Source organism: Yoonia sp. (genome assembly GCF_017854565.1).
GTDB lineage: Bacteria > Pseudomonadota > Alphaproteobacteria > Rhodobacterales > Rhodobacteraceae > Yoonia.
The window spans coordinates 48,452-71,521 of record NZ_JAFMHJ010000012.1 but is presented as its reverse complement, the minus strand read 5'-3'; the positions used below and the strand labels follow the sequence as shown (position 1 = coordinate 71,521).

The 23,070-nt window shown below is 58.1% G+C and carries 24 protein-coding genes; 8 read left to right on the top strand and 16 right to left on the bottom strand.

Annotation, left to right across the window (positions count from 1 at the left end):
* The first annotated feature begins 173 nt into the window (after positions 1-173).
* The 3 genes from QZ196_RS07320 (at position 174) to QZ196_RS07310 (ending at position 2,207) form a co-directional block, all read left to right on the top strand.
* The gene (locus tag QZ196_RS07320) at positions 174-419 is read left to right on the top strand and encodes a hypothetical protein (protein ID WP_296425150.1); all 246 of its coding nucleotides are present in this window, start codon (positions 174-176) and stop codon (positions 417-419) included.
* 191 nt (positions 420-610) lie between these two features.
* The gene (locus tag QZ196_RS07315; RefSeq protein ID WP_296425149.1) at positions 611-1,363 is read left to right on the top strand and encodes an alpha/beta hydrolase; all 753 of its coding nucleotides are present in this window, start codon (positions 611-613) and stop codon (positions 1,361-1,363) included.
* A 127-nt stretch (positions 1,364-1,490) separates the two neighbouring features.
* Positions 1,491-2,207 (top strand): alpha/beta hydrolase, encoded by a 717-nt coding sequence (locus QZ196_RS07310; protein ID WP_296425148.1) that lies wholly within the window; start codon positions 1,491-1,493, stop codon positions 2,205-2,207.
* Here QZ196_RS07310 and phaZ read toward each other — a convergent pair.
* A complete protein-coding gene (gene phaZ, locus QZ196_RS07305; protein ID WP_296425147.1) occupies positions 2,204-3,472 on the bottom strand; it encodes a polyhydroxyalkanoate depolymerase in 1,269 nt (422 codons plus the stop codon). The two genes, QZ196_RS07310 and phaZ, sit on opposite strands and share 4 nt — an antisense overlap.
* 68 nt (positions 3,473-3,540) lie before the next feature.
* Between phaZ and phaC the strand changes: the two genes are divergently transcribed.
* From phaC to phaR, 3 genes are all read left to right on the top strand, one after another.
* The gene (gene phaC, locus QZ196_RS07300; protein ID WP_296425146.1) at positions 3,541-5,337 is read left to right on the top strand and encodes a class I poly(R)-hydroxyalkanoic acid synthase; all 1,797 of its coding nucleotides are present in this window, start codon (positions 3,541-3,543) and stop codon (positions 5,335-5,337) included.
* Between the two features lie 142 nt (positions 5,338-5,479).
* The gene (locus QZ196_RS07295; RefSeq protein WP_296425145.1) at positions 5,480-5,929 is read left to right on the top strand and encodes a phasin family protein; all 450 of its coding nucleotides are present in this window, start codon (positions 5,480-5,482) and stop codon (positions 5,927-5,929) included.
* A 159-nt stretch (positions 5,930-6,088) separates the two neighbouring features.
* Positions 6,089-6,625 (top strand): polyhydroxyalkanoate synthesis repressor PhaR, encoded by a 537-nt coding sequence (phaR, locus tag QZ196_RS07290; RefSeq protein WP_296425144.1) that lies wholly within the window; start codon positions 6,089-6,091, stop codon positions 6,623-6,625.
* A 332-nt stretch (positions 6,626-6,957) separates the two neighbouring features.
* Here the strand turns inward: phaR and QZ196_RS07285 are convergent, their stop codons facing one another.
* The gene (locus QZ196_RS07285) at positions 6,958-8,325 is read right to left on the bottom strand and encodes an aminotransferase (protein ID WP_296425143.1); all 1,368 of its coding nucleotides are present in this window, start codon (positions 8,323-8,325) and stop codon (positions 6,958-6,960) included.
* A 118-nt stretch (positions 8,326-8,443) separates the two neighbouring features.
* On the opposite strand from QZ196_RS07285, the gene QZ196_RS07280 reads away from it, so the two are divergent.
* Entirely contained in the window at positions 8,444-9,403 is a 960-nt protein-coding gene (locus QZ196_RS07280) for a LysR family transcriptional regulator (protein ID WP_296425142.1), read from the top strand.
* Between the two features lie 4 nt (positions 9,404-9,407).
* On the opposite strand, the gene QZ196_RS07275 is transcribed toward QZ196_RS07280, so the two are convergent.
* The 14 genes from QZ196_RS07275 to rlmJ form a co-directional block, all read right to left on the bottom strand.
* A complete protein-coding gene (locus QZ196_RS07275) occupies positions 9,408-10,595 on the bottom strand; it encodes an aminotransferase class I/II-fold pyridoxal phosphate-dependent enzyme (protein WP_296425141.1) in 1,188 nt (395 codons plus the stop codon).
* 75 nt (positions 10,596-10,670) lie between these two features.
* Positions 10,671-11,615, bottom strand: a complete 945-nt coding sequence (locus QZ196_RS07270) for a phosphatase PAP2 family protein (RefSeq protein WP_296425140.1) — start codon at positions 11,613-11,615, stop codon at positions 10,671-10,673.
* A 110-nt stretch (positions 11,616-11,725) separates the two neighbouring features.
* Positions 11,726-13,030: an FAD-binding oxidoreductase gene (locus QZ196_RS07265; RefSeq protein WP_296425139.1), complete on the bottom strand. Its 1,305-nt coding sequence runs from the start codon at positions 13,028-13,030 to the stop codon at positions 11,726-11,728.
* Complete coding sequence (locus QZ196_RS07260) at positions 13,027-14,379, bottom strand: glutamine synthetase family protein (protein WP_296425138.1); 1,353 nt, start codon at positions 14,377-14,379, stop codon at positions 13,027-13,029. The genes QZ196_RS07265 and QZ196_RS07260 overlap by 4 nt, the downstream gene beginning before the upstream one ends.
* Entirely contained in the window at positions 14,376-15,059 is a 684-nt protein-coding gene (locus QZ196_RS07255) for a type 1 glutamine amidotransferase (RefSeq protein WP_296425137.1), read from the bottom strand. Before QZ196_RS07255 ends, QZ196_RS07260 begins: the two co-directional genes overlap by 4 nt.
* A gap of 132 nt (positions 15,060-15,191) precedes the next feature.
* Positions 15,192-16,523 (bottom strand): glutamine synthetase family protein, encoded by a 1,332-nt coding sequence (locus QZ196_RS07250; protein WP_296425136.1) that lies wholly within the window; start codon positions 16,521-16,523, stop codon positions 15,192-15,194.
* A complete protein-coding gene (locus tag QZ196_RS07245; protein ID WP_296425135.1) occupies positions 16,520-17,326 on the bottom strand; it encodes an ABC transporter permease subunit in 807 nt (268 codons plus the stop codon). Before QZ196_RS07245 ends, QZ196_RS07250 begins: the two co-directional genes overlap by 4 nt.
* The gene (locus QZ196_RS07240; RefSeq protein WP_296425167.1) at positions 17,323-18,207 is read right to left on the bottom strand and encodes an ABC transporter permease subunit; all 885 of its coding nucleotides are present in this window, start codon (positions 18,205-18,207) and stop codon (positions 17,323-17,325) included. Before QZ196_RS07240 ends, QZ196_RS07245 begins: the two co-directional genes overlap by 4 nt.
* A 57-nt stretch (positions 18,208-18,264) precedes the next feature.
* Positions 18,265-18,990: a transporter substrate-binding domain-containing protein gene (locus QZ196_RS07235; protein ID WP_296425134.1), complete on the bottom strand. Its 726-nt coding sequence runs from the start codon at positions 18,988-18,990 to the stop codon at positions 18,265-18,267.
* A gap of 24 nt (positions 18,991-19,014) precedes the next feature.
* Positions 19,015-19,788, bottom strand: a complete 774-nt coding sequence (locus tag QZ196_RS07230) for an amino acid ABC transporter ATP-binding protein (protein WP_296425133.1) — start codon at positions 19,786-19,788, stop codon at positions 19,015-19,017.
* A gap of 83 nt (positions 19,789-19,871) precedes the next feature.
* Positions 19,872-20,279, bottom strand: coding sequence for a PhnD/SsuA/transferrin family substrate-binding protein (locus QZ196_RS07225; protein ID WP_296425132.1), 408 nt, complete (start codon positions 20,277-20,279; stop codon positions 19,872-19,874).
* The gene (locus tag QZ196_RS07220) at positions 20,276-20,629 is read right to left on the bottom strand and encodes a hypothetical protein (RefSeq protein WP_296425131.1); all 354 of its coding nucleotides are present in this window, start codon (positions 20,627-20,629) and stop codon (positions 20,276-20,278) included. The genes QZ196_RS07225 and QZ196_RS07220 overlap by 4 nt, the downstream gene beginning before the upstream one ends.
* Positions 20,626-21,069, bottom strand: a complete 444-nt coding sequence (locus QZ196_RS07215) for a TerB family tellurite resistance protein (RefSeq protein WP_296425166.1) — start codon at positions 21,067-21,069, stop codon at positions 20,626-20,628. The genes QZ196_RS07220 and QZ196_RS07215 overlap by 4 nt, the downstream gene beginning before the upstream one ends.
* A gap of 5 nt (positions 21,070-21,074) precedes the next feature.
* Complete coding sequence (rlmJ, locus tag QZ196_RS07210) at positions 21,075-21,866, bottom strand: 23S rRNA (adenine(2030)-N(6))-methyltransferase RlmJ (protein WP_296425130.1); 792 nt, start codon at positions 21,864-21,866, stop codon at positions 21,075-21,077.
* A gap of 119 nt (positions 21,867-21,985) precedes the next feature.
* On the opposite strand from rlmJ, the gene QZ196_RS07205 reads away from it, so the two are divergent.
* Positions 21,986-22,726: a MipA/OmpV family protein gene (locus QZ196_RS07205; protein WP_296425129.1), complete on the top strand. Its 741-nt coding sequence runs from the start codon at positions 21,986-21,988 to the stop codon at positions 22,724-22,726.
* The last annotated feature ends 344 nt before the right edge of the window (positions 22,727-23,070 follow it).

Below are 23,070 nucleotides of genomic sequence, written 5' to 3'. Positions count from 1 at the left end.
CGGAACGCCCGGTTGCGGGTATGTGTCCGGGTTAAATGACCTTTTGCGCAAAAAGGGTCAAGTGGGGATCGTGGGAACACCATTGTATGCTTAGATATACGTTGACTGCGACGCATGCGGGTGTAAAAGCGACGGTAGTTTCCTATGGGAAACGCTGATGATGGGGACATGATATGCCAAGCTATAACCGCACGTTTGATCTGAGCATTGCCGACATTGACCTGATCGAAGAGGCGCTGCGCGCGCGTGGTCGTGAATTGTCGCGGATGCGTTTGGCCCTGACAGAAGAAAACCCGGCACATCTGGAATCGATCCGCGTCATTGAACAGGATCAGCGTACCGGCGAAGAATTGTTGGGTCGTTTGCACGATCAAAAAATATTTTTCCGGCCCAGAACATCGGTCTACGTCGGCGGCTGAACTGCGCCTAGACCGGAGACTGACCTTGATCTGACGGGCTGATCACGGTCCAGTTGGGGGGCGGCTGAGCGCGCCCAATCATAGAGCGCTATCCAATACCGTTGCGGGCCTTGTGACGCCGATGCTTGGTCTGCTTGCCGCGATGTGTTCTGGTGCACCAGCATTGGAAACGGGTTTGGAAGAGGTACAGCATGGCTAAGACATTGGTGACGCCGCAGGGGCGGCGGATTGCCTATCATCTCACAGACGGCACCGGGCCGGGGATAGTGTTTCTGGGTGGTTTCAAGTCGGATATGCAGGGCACCAAGGCGGTGCATCTGGAAAATTGGGCGCGCCGCCATGGCCGCGCCTTCTTGCGGTTTGATTATTCCGGGCACGGCGAAAGCAGCGGGGCGTTTACCGACGGCGCAATCGGCGACTGGTACGAAGATGCCTGTGCGGCGATTGCGTTGATTGCGGGGCCGGTCGTGCTTGTCGGGTCGTCGATGGGCGGTTGGATTTCACTGCTTATCGCGCGCGAAATGCCCGAAAAGCTGGCGGGTCTGGTGACAATTGCCGCAGCCCCCGATTTCACCGAAGACAGCATCTGGGCCGGATTTTCCGCAGCGCAAAAGGCCGCGCTGATGGCGGGGCAGGTGGCGCTGCCGTCGGACTATGGTGCGCCATATATCATCACCAAACGGTTGATCGAAGAGGGCCGCAGCCGCTTGGTGCTGCGCGAACCGCTGTCGTTGCCATTTCCGGTCCGGTTTTTGCAGGGCACGGCAGACCGGGATGTCGATGTGACGGTGGCGTTGCGGCTGTTGGCGCATGCGCAAGGGCCCGATATGCGCCTGACGCTAGTGGACGGCGCGGATCATCGGTTTTCGGACGCGCGGTGTCTGGCGCTGATGGAAGGTTCGGTCGCGGATGTTTTGGCGGCGGCGGTGCGCGCGCTTGGGTGATCCCGCCCGGCCCAGGCGGATTTCTGCTTGGCTTGCCGGGCTATGGTGGCTTGCGATGTGGCCCGTGCCGGGTCAGACTGCTGGAAAACCAAACAGGGTCTGAGCATGCCAAAGCGACGCCGCGCATATGCCACGTGAAACGCTGCTCCTGATCCCGCCGATGCTGTGTGACGCGCGGGTTTTTGCGGATCAAATCCGTGACTTGTCGCATGATCATGCGGTGATGATTGCCCCGACCCACAAGGGTGAACGGATGGAAGAAATCGCCTCGCAAATCCTGACATGGGCGCCATCGAAATTCGCGCTGGCGGGTATGGGGATGGGCGGCATGGTCGCGATGGAGGTGCTGCGCCGTGCCGCTGACCGCGTGACGCGCATCGCCTTGATCAGCACCAGCCCGCAAGCCGATACACCCCAAGCCGCCGCCGCCCGCGAGCCACAGATTATTGCCGCGCGGGCAGGGCAGTTCGACAGGGTCGTGCAGCACGAAGTGAATTCAACTTGGATGGCCCCGACGACGGACAAGGTCGGTTTGGTGCGTCTGCTGACCGATATGGCGCTGGCGCTGGGCCCCGACGCCTATGTGAAACAGGCGCGCGCCCTACAGCGGCGCAAGGATCAGCAAGCGACACTGCGCAAGATGACCCAGCCCACCGTTGTGATCTGCGGCATGGACGACGGACAATACCCGCTCAAGCGCCATCAATTCATGGCGGAATTTATCCCCTATGCGGCGCTTGAAGTGATTGATGGTGCCGGCTATCTGCCCACGCTCGAGGCGCCCGACGCTGTGTCAGACGCCCTGCGCAGATGGATGCGGCAGCCGCTCGTGCTTCGGCGTTAAGCGGCAGCGTTTTTGTTTGCGGCCTTGGCTGCCGTCTGTGCATTGGCATCAATGAAATTCAGTACAAGCGGGCGAATGTTATTGCGCCAGCTTGCGCCTGCGAAAATACCAAAGTGGCCCGCGCCCGGTTCAAGGTGCGACGCCTTTTTGTCGTCAGGCAGTCCGGTCAGAAGGCCAAGTGCCGCAAGGCATTGACCCGGTGCCGAGATGTCGTCCTTTTCGCCTTCAACGATCTTAACGGCAACGGTCGTGATCTTGCCCATATCAACTTTGTGCCCGGCAACGACAAAATCGTTACGGGCGATGTCGCGGCCTTTGAAGATATGCTGTACCGTGGAAAGATAGAATTCGGCGGGCATATCCATAACCGCCAGATATTCATCGTAAAACACGTTGTGTTTGTCGTGGTCGCCAGCTTCGCCTTTGGCCGTTTTGATAATCTGGTCGCGGAACGCGTTGGCGTGGGTTTCGCTGTTCATCGAGATGAAAGACGCAAGCTGCAGCAGGCCGGGATAGACCATGCGACCGACGCCCGAGTGCTGAAAGCCGACGCGTTGGATCATTGTCTGTTCCAGCTGGCCCATCGTGACAGAGCGGCCAAAGTCGGTGACTTCGGTATGGTTCGCCTCTGGATCAACGGGGCCGCCGATCAGGGTCAGGGACCGGGGCTGCGCGCTTGGGTCTTGTTCGGCAAGATATGCCGTCGCGGCCAGTGTCAGCGGCACAGGCTGGCAAACCGCGATGACATGCAGGTCCGCGCCCAGCTTGCGCATGAAATCAACAAGATAAAGTGTGTAATCTTCGACATCGAACTTGCCTGCGCTGACGGGAATGTCGCGGGCATTGTGCCAGTCGGTGATATAGACGTCGCAATCGGGCAGCAGGCTGATCACGGTTTTGCGCAGCAGCGTCGCATAGTGGCCTGACATCGGTGCGACCAACAAAACCCGGCGCTTGCTTGGGGCCCGGCCGGGCGTCGTGAAATGGATCAGATCGCCGAACGGGCGCGAGACGACAGTTTCAATCACCACAGGATGATCGCGGCCTTTTTCGCAGGTCACGGGCGGCAGGTTCCAGTCCGGCTTGACCACCATGCGCGCAAAGGTGCGTTCGGTGACTTCGCCCCATGCCTTGAGCCAATCCATTGCGGGGTTTGCCCCGAAAGACATCATCGGATAGGATGCAAAGGCACGCGCCGTGGCACCCAGCCATTGATTGGTGTTGCGCGCGCTTTCCATCAGGTCATAGGTCATCATATACTTCATCACATATCTCCAAACAGGTGCGCGCAGACATTATGCTGCACCTGCAGCATAGGCACAGGAAAGCTAAGATGACAACTAACGATTTAGAAACGGGCGTCACTTCCGGCCACAATGTTGCAAAATTAGAAGCGAATCTGGCCCGTGTAGAAGAGTTGACGCAGCGTCTTTTAAAGGCGCTGGGTCAGGCCCGCGCCGTGCCCCCGGCGCTGCGCGGCCCCAATCAGGATCTCTATCTCAAGGCAGCCACCGGCTATATGACTGAAATGATGCATAACCCCGCCAAGCTGATCGAGCATCAGCTGGAATTTTGGGGTAAATCGGTAAAGCATTATGTCGAAGCGCAGCATCTTCTGGCCCAAGGCAAGCTGGAAGCGCCCACCGATGAGACGCCCACAGATCGCCGGTTCAGTCACGCGTTGTGGGATACGAACCCGTACTTTAACTTTATCAAACAGCAGTACCTGATGAATGCCGCAGCCGTACAGCAGGCAGTGGACGATATTGATACGCTCGATTCCGAGGAGAAAAAGCGGCTACGCTATTTCAGCCAGCAGTTGGTGGATATGATCAGCCCGACGAATTTCCTGCCAACCAACCCCGAAGCGCTGGCGCTCGCCGCCGAGACAGAGGGCCAGAGCCTTGTCGCGGGGCTGGAAAATATGGTGGCCGACCTGGAGGCGAACAACGGCGATCTGATCGTGACCCTGGCCGACAAAAAGGCGTTCAAGCTGGGCGAAAACCTGGCCACGACGCCGGGTTCCGTTGTCTTTCGCAATCGCATGTTCGAGCTGATCCAATATGCGCCATCGACCGAAACCGTCCATGAGACGCCTTTGATCATCTTTCCGCCATGGATCAATAAATTCTACATTCTGGACCTGAAACCACAAAATAGCCTGATCAAATGGGCCGTCGATCAAGGTTATACCGTCTTTGTAGTGTCTTGGGTGAACCCCGATGATGCGTATCGCGATACCTCGATGAGCGACTACGTCGAGGAAGGCTATTTGACAGCTATTGATGAGGTTAAGGCGATATGTGGTGTCAAAAAGGTGAACGCCGTGGGGTATTGCATTGCCGGGACAACCTTGTCGTTGACGCTGGCCTTGATGAAGCAGCGCAAGGATACGTCCGTGAACGCGGCGACCTTCTTTACCACGCTGACAGACTTTTCTGACCGGGGCGAGGTCGGGGTGTTCCTGCAGGATGACTTTGTCGATGGGATCGAGGCAGAGGTCGCGGAAAACGGAATCCTTGATTCCTTTTTCATGTCGCGCACGTTCTCGTATCTGCGCGCGAATGATCTGATCTATGGGCCTGCGATTAAAAGCTACATGATGGGCAAGGCGCCACCTGCCTTTGATCTGCTCTACTGGAATGGCGACGGCACCAATCTGCCGGCGCACATGGCCGTCGAATACCTGAGAGGGCTATGTCAGGCCGACAAATTCGCGACCGATGGGTTTGAGATTTGCGGCACGACGGTGCATATCAAGGATGTGACAATCCCGCTGTGCGCCATCGCCTGTGAGACGGACCATATTGCGGCATGGAAAAGCAGCTATGCGGGCGTTCAAAAAATGGGATCGAAGGACAAGACCTTTATCCTATCGGAATCGGGCCACATCGCAGGGATCATCAACCCGCCGTCAAAGAACAAGTATGGGCATTATACGAACCCTGATTTGGGGCCGTCTGCGGATGATTGGCTGGCCGATGCCGACAAGCATGCAGGATCGTGGTGGCCGCGGTGGGACGCATGGTTGTCCAAAAAGTCAGGCAAGATAGTGCCGGCGCGCGCACCGGGTGATGCGCGCCATCCGGTGCTTGCCGCAGCACCCGGGACCTATGTGATTGCTAAGTAGTCGTTAAGCCTGACAGAATCCTGATTGCGGAAAAAAGTTATGCTGCACTGCAGAAAAAGCTTGAAATGCTGCACTGCAGCATGCATATTGGTGTCAGAGATAACAGCGGGTTTCCCCCGCAGAAACCTGAAAGGCTTTTACAATGGCTAAGACACAAGATTTTACCGCGATCTTCAAAGACCTGAGCGGCGCATTCCCCGTTGATACAAAAGCAATGGAAGAAGCATTCAAAAACCAGACCGCACTGGCCGAGAAAATGTCCACAGTTGCAATCGACGCAGCTGGCAAGTCGACAGAGATTTCCGCGAAGTGGGCAAAAGACACACTGGGCAAGATGCAAGCAATGGCAACTGCCAAGACCGAGCCTGCCGACTATGCAAAAGCAATGACAGATTTCGCATCTGCATCTGCTGAAGCTGCTGCAGAGCACATGTCGGCTTTCGCTGAAATCGCGAAAAAAGTACAGACACAGACCATGGAACTGGTTCTGGCCGCTGGCAAGGATATGTCCGAGGACATGACTGCTGCTGCCAAGAAAGCAACCGACGATGTGACTGCTGCTGCAAAGAAAGCAACAACTGCAGCAAAGTAAGTTGATTTGATCGGCCTTTAGCCTCCCTGAAGGTCAGATCGCAAAGGCGGTCCGCATAGCGCGGGCCGCCTTTTTATTTGGGGTGCATCGGCCCTTTCTTTTTGCGCGTGCGCGGCATAGGCTTCTTCTGCACTGCAACATGTTCTAGGAGGCACGGCCGTGGCTGACACCAACAAACCGCTATTGATCAAGCGCTACGCAAGCCGACGTCTATATAACACAGAGACGAGCGATTACGTGACACTGGAAGACATCGCATCGTTCATCCGCGAGGGCCGTGAAGTGCAGATCGTTGATCTGAAGTCCGGCGATGATCTGACCCGCCAGTACCTGTTGCAGATTATCGCAGAGCATGAAAGCCGGGGCGAAAGTGTGTTGCCGGTTGATGTGCTGACCGATCTGGTGCGCAGCTACACCAGTCAGGCCGCATCTGTTGTGCCGCAGTTTTTGAAGGCCAGTTTCGAAATGCTGCGCGATGGGCAGTCAAAGGCAATGGAGAATATGACCAAAGCCAGCCCGATGGCCGCAATGCCCGGGTTTGATGCGATGCGCGCGCAGCAACAAGCGTTTTTCAAGGCGATGACCGGTGGTCTGATCCCCGGTGCAACCGGACCCGCAAAAGAGGGTGATGATCTGGGCGAGATCAAGGATCAATTGGCGGCGTTGCAGGAAAAACTCTCTAAGCTCGGGAAATAACAGCGCACGAATTTCCGGAAATTTGTTCTGTTCCACCAAACTTCCAGAATCTCGGTTTTCTGGGTCAGCACAGTATCGCAATTGGTTCCGGGTCGCACACGACAACAAGGTAGTGTCGTGTGCGGACAAGCCTGAAACCACGGCGCCGCATGTCCGACACGAAAGCAGGCACGCCCGCTTCTCGCACGACATCGACAACCTGTCGCCGCATACCCCCGCTGGTTTCCACCGCATGGCATGGCATACCGGGCCGAGCCGATTTTGCCCAAGTAGGGTGGATGAAGGTCGCCGTTTGCATGGCGCGACTTCACGCGCTCTGGGTTAGCGGCGGGTTACGCGACGTCTGCGAATACCGTATTCAGCGCCTTTTCCAGCTTGCTGAACATTTCGTCCATATGTGATGGCGTGAAAATGAACGGTGGGCACAGGACGACGGCTTGCCCAAGCGGGCGGCAGATCAACCCTTGATCGGTACAGGCGTTTGCGATCCGTTCGCTGACCGACAGTGATCCGTCAAAGGGCCGTTTGGTGTCCTTGTCGGCGACCGCCTCCAGTGCGCCCATTAACCCTTTGCCGCGCCATTCGCCGATGTTCTTGTGTTCGGCCAGCCGTGCCATGCCTTCCTCGAACAAAGGCGTCATGGCACGCACGTTTTCGGCCAGTCCTTCGTTCATGACGACGTCAATGGCCTTGAGTGCGATCGCGCAGCCGACAGGGTGCCCCGAGGCGGTAAAGCCATGTGGAAATTCCTCGATCACTTCCGTTGCCGTTTGCAGGCGGTCGGCCAGGTCAGGCCCAAGGATGACGGCGCCCATCGGAAAGAAACCAGCGGTCAGGTTTTTGGAGGAAATAATTGCATCGGGCATGAAATCATATGTCTCGCAGCCCCATGTGTTGCCCGTCCGCCCGAATCCCGTGATCACCTCATCTGCGATCAGTGGAATCCCATATTTTTTCAAGATTGGCTGGACGGCCTGAAAATATCCTGCCGATGGGGGGATGACACCGCCCGCGCCCATCACAGGTTCAGCAAAGAAACCGGCGATGGTGTCGGCGCCTTCGCGCAGAATAGTATCTTCCAACTCGGCAGCCATACGGGCGGTGAACTGTGCTTCACTCTCGCCCGCATGCCCGAAACGCCAGTAGTGTGGACAGCTCAGGTGGATAAACCCCTCCAAAGGCAGGCCAAAGACACTGTTATAGGCTTTGCCCGTCATCGACGCCGATACCGCCGTGACCCCATGATAGGCATTCACCCGCGTCAGGATCTTGCGCCGTTGTGGCTTGCCCTCGGATTGGCCAAGGAACCACAGCATTTTGACCATCGTGTCGTTCGCCTCAGAGCCGGAGTTTGTGTAGAATACCTTGCCCCGCGCAAAGGGGGACACTTCGACCAGTTTTTCCGACAGCATCACCGTCTGGTCCGACATCCGGCCAAAGAACGAATGGTAGCCGGGGAAACGTGCGTATTGTTCCTGTGCGGCCGCGATCAGTCCGGGGTGGTCGAAGCCTGCCACCATATTCCAAAGGCCAGAGTTGCTGTCGAGATATTCGCGACCCTGCATGTCATAGACGTAAGGGCCCTTGCCATGGGACAACACAATCATGCCGCGCTCTTTTACGGTGGGCAGATCGGTGAAGCCGTAGAACGAGTTGGCTTCGGCGCGGGCTTCCCAGCTATTGGGGGATGTGTTGGGCATGTGGAACCTCATGAATACGTTGTGGCGGACGATATGCTTGTGTCGGTTGCCTTTCAATGACCTGATTGCGGCCCTTGCGGATTGTCCGTAGCGTAGCCGCAGTGGCACAGAGGATCACATGACAACCACCGGCAAAATCACCCTCTGGGGTATCGAGGTTTTTGTGGCAACCGCCGAGGAGGCTTCAATCTCTGCGGCCGCCCGCCGTCTGGGCAGTTCTGCCGCGACTGTCAGCCAGCAATTAACCAATCTTGAGGGCACCCTTGGGGCGGTGCTGCTGAACCGCAGCGCGCGGCCCGTATCCCTGACCCCCGCCGGCGCGATGTTCTTGCGCCGTGCCAATACAATCCTGAACGAGGCCGATCAGGCAAAGGCCGAACTGGCCATGGCCGACTTTAGCCATCTAACCCGGTTTCGGCTGGGCATGATCGAGGATTTTGACGCGGACGTGACGCCTGACTTGTTGGGCAAGATGAGTGTCGAGCTGAAAAATTGTCAATTTTTGCTGGAAACCGGGGCGTCTCACCGTTTGTTTGACCTGCTGGATGCGCGGGCGCTGGACGTGATCGTTGCTGCTGACATGGGGCAAAGAATTCCGGGCATGGAAGTGCATGCGTTGCTGGAAGAACCTTTTGTGGCTGCCGTTCCCAAAGGCATGCTGCAGGGCGGCAATGTCATTGACCAACTGCGCGAGGTGCCGTTGATCCAATACACGACCCGGCATCATATGGGCCGGGTGATTGCGGCCCATCTCGCACGTCAGAACCTGCACCTGACCTACCGGTTCGAGCTGGACAGTTATCACGCCATCATGGCCATGGTGGCCGGTGGCAATGGCTGGACAATCCTGACACCGCTGGGATGGTTGCGCGCGCAGCGTTTTCGGACAGAGGTGGATTTGGTGCCGTTGCCGTTTGCACCGCTCACCCGGACGATATCGCTTACGGCGCGACAGGACAGTCTGGGCGACATGCCGACCACCATTGCGGCACGTCTCAAGCCGTTGATCGGGCAGATGATCGTGCAGCCCGCGACCAGGGATTATCCGTGGTTGGCCGACAAGCTGACGTTGCTGTAGCCGCTTAGGTGCCGTAGGCCCGCGCGGGTTGCATGACATCGTCCATGACGCGACAAAGCGTCGTGGCGATGACGCTACATTCATCAAGCGTCAGCCGCGCGGGCAGCCGGACATCGCAGGCCCGCATCAGCATCGCGCGGGTTTTGGGCAGGTCGGGCAGATCCCCCAGAAATTGCCAATTCCAAAACGCGCGGGCGTTGTCGGCGCTTTGACCAAAGACCTGTACCTTGATGCCTGCCACGGCGGCGGCGGCAACAAATTGGTCAATCTGATCGCGCTCAAGATCGACAAGGTTAAACTGGATCGAATCTGGCGCGCGCTGCTCGGGGGCCAGTTTTGCGGGAACATCAATCCACCGTGACTGGTTCAACCGGGCGGCGACGTGATCATGGTTGCGGCGGCCATCGGCGACGCGCCGGGCCAGTTCGGTCAATTGTGGCCGTATGATCGCGGCAGAAAGCGTGTTGAGCCGTTGGTTGTAAAGCGGCAACTGGTTTTGCCATTTGGCAAACGCGCCTTGCAGAACAGGATGTTTTTTCCAGTTATGTTCATACGCGCCAGACATGATGACGGCGCGGGCCATCAGGTCGGGATCATCCGAAATCAAGATACCACCTTCGCCTGCGTTCAGCAGTTTGTATGACTGAAAGCTAAAGCAGCCGATTTTGCCAATCGTTCCGATATTGCGTCCGCCCCATGTAGTGCCCAGCGAATGGGCGGCGTCTTCAATCACGGGAATACCGGCGGCGTCGCAAAGCGCCATGATCGCGTCCATGTCCGATGTATGCCCGCGCATATGGCTGATAATGACCGCCTGCACATCGGGCAGCTTGTCCGCAAAATCGTCCAGATCAATGCGGTAATTGTCGCCACATTCGCACAGGACCGGAACGCAGTCGGCATGCACGACCGCCGAGGGCACGGCGCCAAATGTAAATGCCGGGATCAGGACCTCTGCGTCGCGTGGCAGGCCAAGCGTTTTCAGCGATAGAAACAGCGCTGCGGAACATGACGAAACAGCCAATGCATATTTGGCCCCAAGGGCTGCCGCGAACTCCTCTTCCAGCATTGCAACAGGGGACGCATCTGATGTGTAGCGGAACAGATCACCCGTCTGCAGAATGTGCTGCACAGCGGCCAAGGCATTTTGCGGGATGGGCTCTGCATCATAGACATTGGGCATCACGGTCATGTTTTCAGCTTTCCCGAAGATTTGTTTCGAAAAACACTAACACGCGACGGATCACATTTCTATGACGCTGTGCTGTCAGCTCAGGTCATCGGACGGCATCGGGCGCATCACAACCTGCGACACGGCCAGCGCGAGGCCAAAGATCGCGACACCGGCCACGACATCAATCAAATGGTGTCCGCCGTGCAGCAAGATCGCCGGAACCATCGCCGCATTCAGCAAGGCGGCGGGGATGAAAATCGGCGTTCCGCGCAAAAACCACACGACCAGACAGGCCATAACGGTGTGAAAGGACGGAAAGGCAATCGTGCCGATAATCACGTCCGGCGTGATCACGCGCACGCCGTCCGTCGCAAGCTCCATCAAACGGGCACCGTAGGCATGATTGTGGATCAATCCCAGCTTGGCCGAGATGTCCGGCGGTATTGTGACGTAGGGCGACGGTCCGAAGCTGGGCAGGGCACCCCAGATCATCGCAATGCAAAACAGGGCCAGTGACGCGGTCATGACATAAACACACAGCGTCTTGGCCCGGTTCATCCAAGCGAGTATGACCACAACAGCCATAAGCTGCGCCAAAGAACTGAGGTAGACATAGCTCAACGCCTTGCCCAGCCATGGGAATTGTCCAAACCATATGACAAAATCAGGCCACGAAAATCCAACCCATGCGTCGATCCGCATCAATGTCGCGTCAATTGGCAGGGTCGCGATGGGAAAGAACAGATAAATCAGGATCGACATGAACGCGCCAAAGTTGACGTACATCGACACGCCGACCATCAGCAGACCCGCCCGCACCATGCCGCGTCTCAGGCGGGCATAGACGCCCAGCGCGGCCAAGGTCAGCCCAGTGCCAACCGGCTGCAAAAACGCTGGCCAATCAACGGGCTGTCCCCACGCCACCGCCAGCACTGCGGTCAGCAGCCCAATCGCGGCGACCATTCCCAGCAACACCAATTCCCCATAGTTGAGCAATACGGGGCGACTGCGCGGAAGGTCGAGGTCTGCGGTGCTCATACTGTTTCCTATTTGGCGATGCCGGGGCGTAATCGGTGCGTTTTGTTTCAAATCACCAATGGCGCGCCAATGTGGCCCGATTTTGGCCCTTGCGTGAAATATCCGCGAATTCAGACGCCCAAACGGTCGCGCAGCGCATACCACGTCATCGCCAGCGTCAGCAGCGGCGCGCGAAAGGCGCTGCCACCGGGAAAATTGGGGACCTGAAGACCGGCAAGCGTGTCAAATCGTCCGGCCTGTCCGGCAATCGCCTCGGCCATCACCTTGCCCGCCAAACCCGACAGCGCGACACCATGGCCCGAGAAACCGGCACCCGACACGATATTGGGCGCAACCCGCTGGATTGCGGGCAGACGGGTCATGGTGATGCCCAGGGTGCCGCCCCAGACATAGTCGATCCGGGTCCCCTTCAGTTGCGGGAAAAGATGCGTCATCCGGGCGACCAAAGCGGTTGAAATATCGTGCGGGAACCCCATCGAATAGCTTTCGCGCCCGCCAAACAGGAACCGCTTGTCTTCGGACATGCGGTAATAGTTCACCACAAACTTGCTATCGGCAACTGCGATATCACGCGCCAATACCGCCGCCGCACGATCACCCAGCGGTTCGGTGGCACAGATAAAGCTGTTGATCGGCATCACCTTGGCCGCCACTTTGGGGGCGATGTTGGGCAGGTAACCGTTCCCGGCAAGGATCACATGGGCGGCATTGACCCGGCCCTGACCGGTGCGCACCTCTGCGGGATCGCCATGGGCGATATGATGCACTTCGGACCGTTCAAAGATCCGCACCCCCGCCGCCTCTGCTGCCCGCGCCAGCCCCAGGACATAGCGCAGCGGGTGCAGGTGCCCCGCGCCCATGTCCAGCAAACCACCATGATAAAGCGGCGACTTTACCAGATCATGCATCGCATCGGGATCAAGCGTTTCAATCTGGTCATAGCCATATGTCGCGGCCAGATGCGCGGCGTCGCGGGCATAGCTTTGTGCCTCTTTGCGATTGTAGAACCCATGCGCGACACCGGGGGTATAGCGGGCATCAGGCGCGTAGGCCGCGCAGTTCCGGCGCACGTCGTCTTTGGCTTCTTCGGCCAAGGCCCAAAGCGCAGCAGCGGCACCTTTTCCCAGCTTTTTTTCCAGCGTGCCCTGGCTGACGTTAAAACCGCTACCCACCTGGCCCCCATTGCGGCCCGACGCACCGAAACCGGCACGGTGCGCGTCCAGCACAACGACATCAAACCCCTTTTGGGCAAGGTGCAACGCCGCGGATAACCCGGTAAAGCCCGCGCCCACGATACAAACATCCGCCGCCGTGTGCCCGTAAAGCGGTGGGCGCTCGGGTGGCAGATCGGTGCTGGCGACGTACCAGCTTTTGGGAAACTGCCCGGGGCGGTCGTTGCGGTAAAGCGGGTTCATACGTTCAGCAGCAGGTGTTCACGTTCCCAAGGGCTGATGACCTGTAGGAATTCTGTATATTCAGTACGTTTGACAATCGAATAGACCCGGGCGAAATCAGGGCCAAGGATCTCGTGCAGTTCTTTTGCACCGTCGAACAAATCAAGCGCGTCCCACAATGATGCGGCAATTTCCGCCTCTGAATCGTAGGCCTCGCCTTGCCAGCGCTTGTCAGGGCGAATTTCGTTTTTCATGCCAAGATACCCACAGGCAAGCGACGCGGCGATACACAAATACGGGTTGCAGTCCATACCCGGCAACCGGTTTTCAATGCGGCGCGCCGAGGGATCGCTGATCGGGATCCGGATACCTGTGGTCCGGTTGTCGCGGCCCCATTCCAAATTCACCGGTGCCGCACTATCGGGGACATAACGACGATAGCTGTTCACATAGGGCGCGATGACGGCAATCGCGCTGGGCATATGTTCCTGCAGGCCGCCGATGAAGTGAAAGAAAGCATCTGTTTCACCCCCATGCGGGCCGGTAAACAGGTTGCGGCCCTTTGCGTCGATGACGGAATGGTGGACATGCATGGCGCTGCCCGGCTCACCCTCGATCGGTTTTGCCATAAAGGTGGCGAAACAATCGTGTTTCAGGGCGGCCTCACGGATCAGGCGTTTGAAAAAGAAGACCTCGTCAGCCAACTTGATTGGGTTGCCATGGCGCAGGTTGATTTCCAGTTGGCCGGCACCGCCTTCCTGAGCAATGCCATCAATCTCAAAACCTTGAATTTCGGCATATTCGTAGATGTCATCAATCACCGGGCCGTAATCATCCACCGCGCTCATCGAATAGGCCTGTCGCCCGGCGGCAGGACGCCCGGTGCGGCCCATCATCGGCTCGATCGGCTTGGCAGGGTCGATGTTGCGCGCGACCAGATAGAATTCCATCTCTGGCGCGACAACCGGGGTCCACCCTTCGGCCTTATACAGATCGACCACGCGGCGCAGGACGTTGCGCGGCGAAAACGGCACCGGCTTGCCCTTTTGGTCAAAGGCGTCATGGATGACCTGCAGCGTGCCATCAGCAGCCCAAGGGGCGGCGGTCGCCGTGCTGAGATCCGGTTTCAGGATCATGTCCGGTTCAAGAAAGCCATCGGGTCCTGCCGCTTCGCCCCAGTCACCGGTGATGGTTTGGAAAAAGATGGAATTGGGCAGGTGAAAGTGGGGTTGTCTGTTCCATTTCGCCGCTGGCACGGCCTTGCCCCGCGCGATGCCCGGCAGGTCGGCAATGACGCATTCCACTTCGTCCAGGCCCTTGGTTTCCAAATACCGTTTTGCGGCGTCGGGGATGGCGTCAGTCCAGTTCATGCCAGTTCTCTTTCTTTGAAGAAGCGCGCGATCTGGCGGGCAAGATGTGCATTGTCGGTCGGTTCGGTCAGGGTGGCATGCGCTTGTGCAAGCTGATCATCGGGCACAACACCGGGGCCGCGATGGGTCGCCAGACCGCTGATAAAGGCCGCATCAAATTCCGGATGGGCCTGCACGGTAAAGGCGCGCTGGCCATAGATCAGCGCGGCGTTCTCGCAAAATGCGTTGCTGGCGCATGTCGTTGCATCTGTGGGGCGCGTAACAACCTGATCCTGATGCCAGGCATTCAGCGACACAGACTGTCCGTTCCAGTCATAGGTCTGGCGGCCGACAGCCCAGCCACCGTCAAATTTCATGACCTTGCCGCCAAGCGCTTGCGCGATGATCTGATGGCCAAAGCAGATGCCGACCATCGGGATGCCAGCGGCATAGATGTCGCGGATCAGCGCCTCAAGCGGGGGGATGAACGGAAGATCTTCGTAGGTACCGTGTCTGGAGCCGGTAATCAGCCAGCCGTCACTGTCTGTGATCTGTGCCGGAAATTCCATATCAACGACGTTGTACGTCTGGAAACTGAAACCATTTCCTTGCAGTAGTTTTTCGAAAAGATCAGCGTAATCGCCCAGTTCAGGCCGGATTTCATCCGGCGCATGGCCTGTTTGCAGGATACCGATTTTCATAAAGCACCATGTGTTTGGATTGACGACACGCTAGCCTGAGTGAAAGACCACCGCAAGCACGCGCAGCAGCGAAGGCTTTTCTGGAAAATCCTTCTGGACCCAAAATTTTCCGGAAAATTTGGTTTCTCCTGCTTAAACCGTATCCAGATACAGTTCCAGTCGCTGTTCATCCGTCAACTCTTTGAAGTAATGAAGCTCCTGCCGTTTCGTCATGACGAAATTATCGACCAGCGTGTCGTCAAAGATGCGCCGCGCGATCGGGCTATCTTCAAACGCATCAATCGCGGCTGCCCAGGTGTCAGGAATTTGCAGGATGTCTTGATCATAGGCATTGCCTGAAATCGGCTTGGGTGGGGTCAGGTTGTCCTCGATCCCGATCAGTGCCGACCCCAGCACCGCCGCCAGAAACAGATAGGGGTTCACATCGCCGCCGGCGACGCGGTGTTCGACCCGCCGTGCCTTGAAACTGCCACCGGGGACCCGGACGGATGCTGTCCGGTTGTCATAGGCCCAGCAGACGCCTGTTGGCGCGTGGCTTTCGGGGACCAGCCGTTCATAGGAATTGCCGTGCGGCGCAAAAATCAGCGCCAGATCGGGGATCCCTTTCAGGCAACCGGCAATCGCGTTGTGCAGCAACGGCGTGCCTTCAAATGTGTCATTGGCCATCAGGTTGTTGCCATCGGCATCAATCACGGAAAAATGCGTGTGCAGCCCGCTGCCGGCATATTCGTGATATGGCTTTGCCATGAAACTGGCGGCCATCCCGTGATTGCGCGCCACACCGCGCACCAGCATCTTGAACAGCCACGCATCGTCGGCGGCCTTGAGCGCGTCAGGGACATGTTCGAGGTTCACCTCGAACTGGCCCATGCCAACCTCTGAAATCGCCGCCTCGGCAGGGATATCCATCACTTCGCAGGCGTCATAAAGATCGTTGAAAAACCCGTCAAAGGCGTCCAACGCCCGCAACGACAGGACCTCGGCACCGGGCCGCCGTTTGCCAGAACGCGGTGATCGTGGCTGCCGGATGCCATCGCCGCTGTCATCGACCAGATAGAATTCCATCTCGGTCGCAACCACCGGCGTCAGGCCGCGTGCCTTGTAGCGGCCAACGACACGGCTAAGCGCCTGACGCGGATCGCCTTCGAACGGGGTGCCGTCTTCGTGAAACATCCACATGGGCAGCAGGGCCGAGGGGCTTTGCAGCCACGGCATCGGAACATAGCCACGTTCGGTGGGCATCAGCACCCCGTCGGGGTCGCCAGCTTCGAACACCAGTGGGCTGTCTTCGACATCCTCGCCCCAGATATCAAGATTGAGGATGGAAAATGGAAACCGCATGCCGTCTTCTTCGAGTTTTGGTGCAAACTTGCGTGGCACGCGTTTGCCACGTGCCTGCCCGTTCAAATCTGCCGCACCGCAGCGCACATTGCGCACTTCGTGATGGTCGTCGAGCCAAGTCATCTGATTGCCTGTGGTTTTATGCGCAGCTTTGCGCGTTGGTCCTGCGGTAAATGGCGGTTCAGCCCGGCGTTGACCAGTCCAAAGATGCCGACCACAATCAGGGTCAGCACAATGAAATAGCCGGCCAGGATCGGATACGGGACGAAAGGGTTGAATGTCTTGTCGGCAAAATAGCTGGCATAGTACAGCGCATCACCGCGTTGCTGCGTCGCTGGAAACCCCGAAAAGAACACCAATGTCGTGGCGTGAAACAAAAAGATGGCTTCGTTCGTGTAGGCAGGCCAGGCCAGACGCAACATCGTCGGCCAGATCACCCGCCGAAACCGCGACCAGCCCGACAGGCCATAGGCATCCGCAGCTTCGATATCGCCCTTGGGGATGGATTGCAGTGCGCCATAGAATATTTCGCCGGAATAGGCGGCGGTATTGAGGAAAAGCACCACCAATGCCCCCGCCCATGCCGAGGTCAGCGGGCTGAAGAACGGATAGGCACCTTTAAGACTGAGGAACAGAAAGTAGGCAAAGAAGAACTGGATGAAAAGCGGTGAGCCGCGAAAGATAAAGATGAACCATTCGGACGGTTTGCGGATGAACGGGTTGCGGGCCGCTTTGCCCATCGCCACCACCGTGGCCAGAAAAAAGCCGGCACAAAGCGCGACGACGCCAAAATACACATTCCAGATCATGCCGGACCCGATCAGGGTGAACTGCTGGCACAGTGTGAAATCATTGCGCGGCAGCAGGCGTTCGCCAATACCCTGGCTGCGCAACCCGTAGTCGATGATGGTTTCCCAACAGCTCATCGTGCCGCCTTTCGCTGGCGTTCCCCGGCGGCAGTCGCCTGCCCAAGGGTCAGTCTGGCCATTATCTTGTCCAGAACAAGTTCGGACACTTTGGTAAAGCACAGGTAGAAAACAAGCAGCGCGAAGAAATACCAGATGCGCCAGTCAGGATGCGGATAGTCGGTGAACTGCGGCTGTTTGGCCCCGCCCAACTCGCGCGCCCAATAGACAATATCCTCGACCCCCAACAGAAACAAAAGCGGCGTTGACTTGATCAGAACCATCCACAGGTTGGATAGGCCAGGCAGGGCAAAGACCCACATTTGCGGCACCAACACACGCCAGAATGTCTGGCGGCGCGACATCCCATAAGCCTCGGCGGTTTCAAGCTGGCCGCGCGGAACGGCACGCATTGCGCCAAACAGGACATTTGCGGCAAAGGCCCCGAAAACGATGGAAAACGTCAAGACAGCGATGGAAAACCCATAGGTTTCATGGACCCATTGCGGCGCATTGCCCAGCGGCAGTTTCGCGGCAGCGCAGACGACGAAATCACTGCCCTGCCGCACCGGGTCGGTCCAGTCCGGGCATTTTATCGTATGACGGATGTATTCAAACATCTGATCCAATGCGATCACGAAGAACAAAAAGAATGCAATATCCGGGACGCCGCGCACGATCGCGATATAGGTCTTGCCGATCCAGCGCAGCGGCGTGATGTGGCTGCGCGCGGCCGATGCCCCGCCAAAGCCAAAGGCCAGCGCGACGGGCCCGGTAATGGCCAGTAACAACAGGACCGTCCCCAGCGCATAATAGATCGACATATGCTTGCCTGTGGTCAGGTAGCAGCTAAGCCATTGAAACCCTTCAAGGATGGCGGGGTCTGTGCAGAAACTGAAAATGAGATCACCGGGGGTGAGGAAGGATCAAGGGGGCGACGGACCCCCTTGATCAAGTGCTTAGAATAGGGCGGAACCGGGCAGCCACTTGGCGATCAGCGCGTTCAGGGTGCCGTCATCCTTCATGGATTGGATTGCGGTGCTGAACTTGTCGCGCAATTCTGTATCGGTCTTGCGGACGCCAAGGCCGATGCCGCCGCCGATCAGAACGTCATCACCGATGATGGATACCTCTGGATCGGATTCCGCAACAGGCTCCAGGAATGCCTTGTCGGCCAGAACCGCATCGGCTTCGCCATTCTTGACGGCTGCGATGGTTTCATCTGGCGACGCGAACTCGAGCAAGGTCGCCCCAGGCATCCCCGCGACATAGCTGGCCTGAATCGTGCTGGCCTGCGCGGCAATCACAGCGGTGGTCACGTCGACATCGCCCATACCAAGAAATGCAGAGGGGTCGGGCAGGGTGTAGGCGTCTGAAAAGTCGATGACCTCCTTGCGCTCGTCGGTGATCGACATGCCCGCGATGATGGCGTCATAGTTGCCAGAGACAAGGTTGGGAATGATGCTGTCCCATTCGTTGGTGACCCATTCACAGGTCAATGCGGCCCGCGCGCAAAGCTCATCACCCAGTTCGCGCTCGAACCCATCCACTTCGCCCGCGTCATTGATGAAGTTGTAAGGAGGGTAGGCGCCCTCGGTGGCGAGCCGCACAACAGTATGCGACTCGGCGAATGTCATGCTGCCGACAAGGGCCAGTGCAGCGGTGGAAAGGATCAGTTTTTTCATCAAGAATACTCCGGGGTTAATGTGTCATGCGATCGTGGCGGATAGAAAACCGCGCAGTCGATCTGTTTTGGGATTGTTGAAAAGCACGTCTGGCGCGCCTTCCTCTTCGATTTTGCCTTGGTGCAGGAACACGACATGGTCACTGACGTCAGCTGCCAGTCGCATGTCGTGCGTGACGATCAGCATGGTCCGGCCTTCGTTTGCCAGATCCTTGATGACCTTGATGACCTCCTGTTCCAGCTCGGGGTCCAGCGCGCTGGTTGGTTCGTCAAACAGCAGCGCCTTGGGTTCCATGCATAACGCGCGCGCAATTGCGGCGCGTTGCTGTTGCCCGCCCGACAGTTGCGCCGGATAGGCGTCACATTTGTCACCGATCCCGACCTTGTCGAGATATCCGCGCGCGGCTGCCTCAACCTCTGCCTTATCGCGCTTCAGCACGGTGACAGGGGCCTCCATCACGTTTTGCAGGATTGTCATATGTGCCCATAGATTGAATTGCTGAAACACCATCGACAGGTTCGTGCGGATACGGATCATTTGGGCGTGATCGGCGGGGCGGCGGTACATACCGGTCCCTTTCCAAATTACCGGTTCTCCGCAGAAAATCACATCGCCTTGCTGGCTCTCTTCCAAAAGGTTGGCACAGCGCAGCAGCGTCGATTTCCCCGACCCCGACGACCCGATCAGCGACACCACATGCCCCGCAGGCGCGATGATATCCACACCCTTAAGCACCTCAAGCGGGCCATAGGATTTGTGTAAATCGCGGATCTCGATGACGGGGGCAGTTTCAGTCAATGGGGCAACTTTTGTTATTCTCTCGCCAAGTAGTGCTTATTTCGTACGCCTTTGCAACGCATTGGTGTCGCGGTGACCGTACGTCAGTCCGCGATTGCCTTAATCTTGGGCGGAAGCGGCAAGTCATAGGTGATCTGCGGCAGCGCAACAATCCCCCGCAGGTTGAGCGATGTGCGCACTGCGGCAGGCGCGGCGCGTATAGCACCCGCAATGGCGGTGAAGTAGGGCGCAGGATTCTGTCCCGCACGGGTGATGAAACTTTGCCCCGGCGTGCTGTGGGTCTGAGCGATGATGCGCAGGTGCTGCAATGCCGGGTTTTCGCGCGCCTCGATCCACCACGTCTGTGCATCAATAGCCGCGATATCTGCCTGACCGGTCGCGACAGTGGCGATGCTCTCATGGTGACTGCCGGTGACCATTGGCGCGGCAAATCGAAAACCGCGTGCCTCGGCCCATGTTTGTGGCGCGCCATAGCCCGATTGGGACATCATATCGTTGCAGGCAAAACGCGCATTCGCAAAGTCCTGCGGGGTGGTGCCCGCGTATCGTGATGCACGACAAACACACTGTTGTAATAGCCCGGCGCGCAATCAGTAAGCCCATGATCGGCGGCCCCGATCAGCGTCACTTTGTCACGAAATTGCGCGCGGTACGGCAGATTGCAGATCTGCCCCAGAACCAGATCCGGGCGCTGCCAACTTGCCACATGGTCAATGTCATGGTCAAGCATATCGGGTGCGGCGATGCCCTGCGCCCGCAACCGGTCCCTGATCAACGCCCATAACGTATCATGCGCGGCCCGGTTCGAGCGGCGCGCGTACATCGGTAAGCTGGCGATCATCCCCGGTCCGCGATGACCCGCAGCCTTGCCTTGTGGCTATCTTGATCCGACACGCCCAGCAGTGACGATATCATCCGCATCAGGCTGTCTTCCTCTTCCTCGCGCAGGCCGTCAGCCAGAACGACCGACCACATCGCCGCGATCACGGCAAGGCGATCATCATAACCCACGGCGTCCTTGATCGCGCGGGTAAAGCGCACGGTGTCGGGCGCCTCGGCCTCCAATACTTCGCAATCTGCACGCAGGGCTGCGGCGGCGGTCGCGGGCAACGCATAGCGGGCCGCAAGGGCGCAGTCGATTTGCTGGATTTCAGCAGCGGCATAATGGCCGTCAGACCGCGCAATGCGAACCAAAAGCGCACCAAGCGCGAGCCGTGCGTCCGGATCGGACAGCTTTTGTGGTTCGGGGGCGGTTAACCGCCGGAGCAAATCAGCAAACATGGCCATTACATACGTCCCTTGAATTTATGTTGAAAGAGGCGTGATAGCTTTGCGGCCTCTTGCGCGAACCCATAAGGTGCATTGACGACAAACAGACCGGACCCGACCATGCGGTGACCGGGACGTGCCGGCGCAAAGCTGACCTCGTGGGTTATCGCGTCGGGGATGGCCCCCCGCAGGGCCGCGATCATTGGCTTGTGCGGCGCGTCTGTCAGAATAGGATACCACAGCATCAGCACCCCAACACCCCATTTGCGGTGAATATCACCAAGCGTTTTGGGGATGGTTTCGTAGTCCGTCTTCACCTCGAACGATGGATCAATCAGCAACAGACCGCGCCGGGGATCGGGCGGGCAGACCGACAGGGCCATTTCCCAGCCATCACGCTGGCGATAAATCCCGCCATAGGGGGCCATATTGCCTTTTAACGCGGCAAATTCCTGCGGGTGCAGTTCGGCCAGATGAATGTTGTCCATGGGGCGCAACAGCTCTGCCGCAACCAATGGTGATCCGGGATAGGCATTCGGCCCATGCGCTGCACGGATGCGTGCCAGCACTTTGGCATAGGGATGGTCAGCGGCAAACCAATCGCGGACAATCGCAATACCTTTGGCGGCTTCACCGGTCTTCACCGCAGCCTCGTCGGTCAAGTCATAAAGACCGCGCCCGGCGTGCGTTTCCAGATAGCTTAGCGGTTTGTCCTTGCGGACCATATAATCCAGCGCCCAAGACAACAGGCTGTGCTTGTGCACATCCGCCAGATTGCCCGCGTGATAGCCATGTTGGTAGGATAGCATGTGGATCGCCTCTTGTTTTCCCACCGCACGTAGCAACAAAGCAGCGGCACGCCAAGGCGCTTGCCATGGTCCTGCGGCGTACTACCCTTGAACACCGATGATCTGATGAAAGAAATCCCATGCGCCTTTTGCCTTTTTTGCTCCTCTGCTGTCCTGTCGCGGCTTTTGCGGAAGGTGAACCGTCAATCAGCTTCGCGTTGGGTCTGGGCGCGCAATCGTCGCCGGGCTATTTTGGTGCGGATACCAATGCCGTCGGACCAACGGGCAGCTTTGCGCTTGGCGCACTGTCGCTGGGGCCCGTGACGCTGGGCGGTGGCGATGCTGACGATGGCTTTGGTCCACGGGGGTCGTTTCGGATTGTCAGCAGCCGCGCCGCCGCCGATTTCCCAGAGCTGGCAGGCATGACCGACCTTGATCTGGCCGTCGAAGTGGGCGGCGGGGTGCAATACAGCGCGCCAAACTTCGATGTTTTCGCTGACCTGCGTTATGGGGTCATCGGGCATGAATCCATGGTCGCCGAGGTGGGGGGTGATGTCATCTACCGCGCCACCGACCAACTGACATTCCGCGCCGGCCCGCGCCTGTTTTGGGGCAGCGACGACTATGCACAGACATATTTCGGGGTAACGTCAGCCGAAAGCGACGTCAGTAGCTTTGCCGCATTCGACGCGCGCGGCGGGTGGCTTAGCCAAGGGGTCAAGGCGCAGGCGACATATCAGATCACCGACGACTGGGGCGTCACCGGCACGCTGCGCTATGACCAACTACGTGATGATGCCGCCGACAGCCCGATCACCCAGACCACCGATCAGGTCAGCGCCAGCGTGGTGATCACGCGAAAGGTGGCGTTCAGGTTCTAAGGCTGGCAGTGTGTTGCAGTGCGTCCTATGGAAATGACCGTTTCTGGCCCAAAGTGCTGCGGTCCGCATGCGTGTCGGCTATGCGCAGATAGTGACGTTTGCAAAATTTGACCGTTGCGCCAAAGCGGCCGTTGGGCAACGATGCAGCGAACGACAGGTCAGAGCCCAGAGAGGAGGATTGCTGCGGAACAGCGAATGCCCGGTTCTGTGACAGAGGCCAAAAAAACGTGAAGGAAGAAACCTGCGTTTGCCAAGGGTCTGCAGAAAAAGAATCAATGGAGGTTTTGCTGCTGGACGCATCTATGACCAATGCTACCGCTTTTGGGGCCCGACGAGGCGTCTTG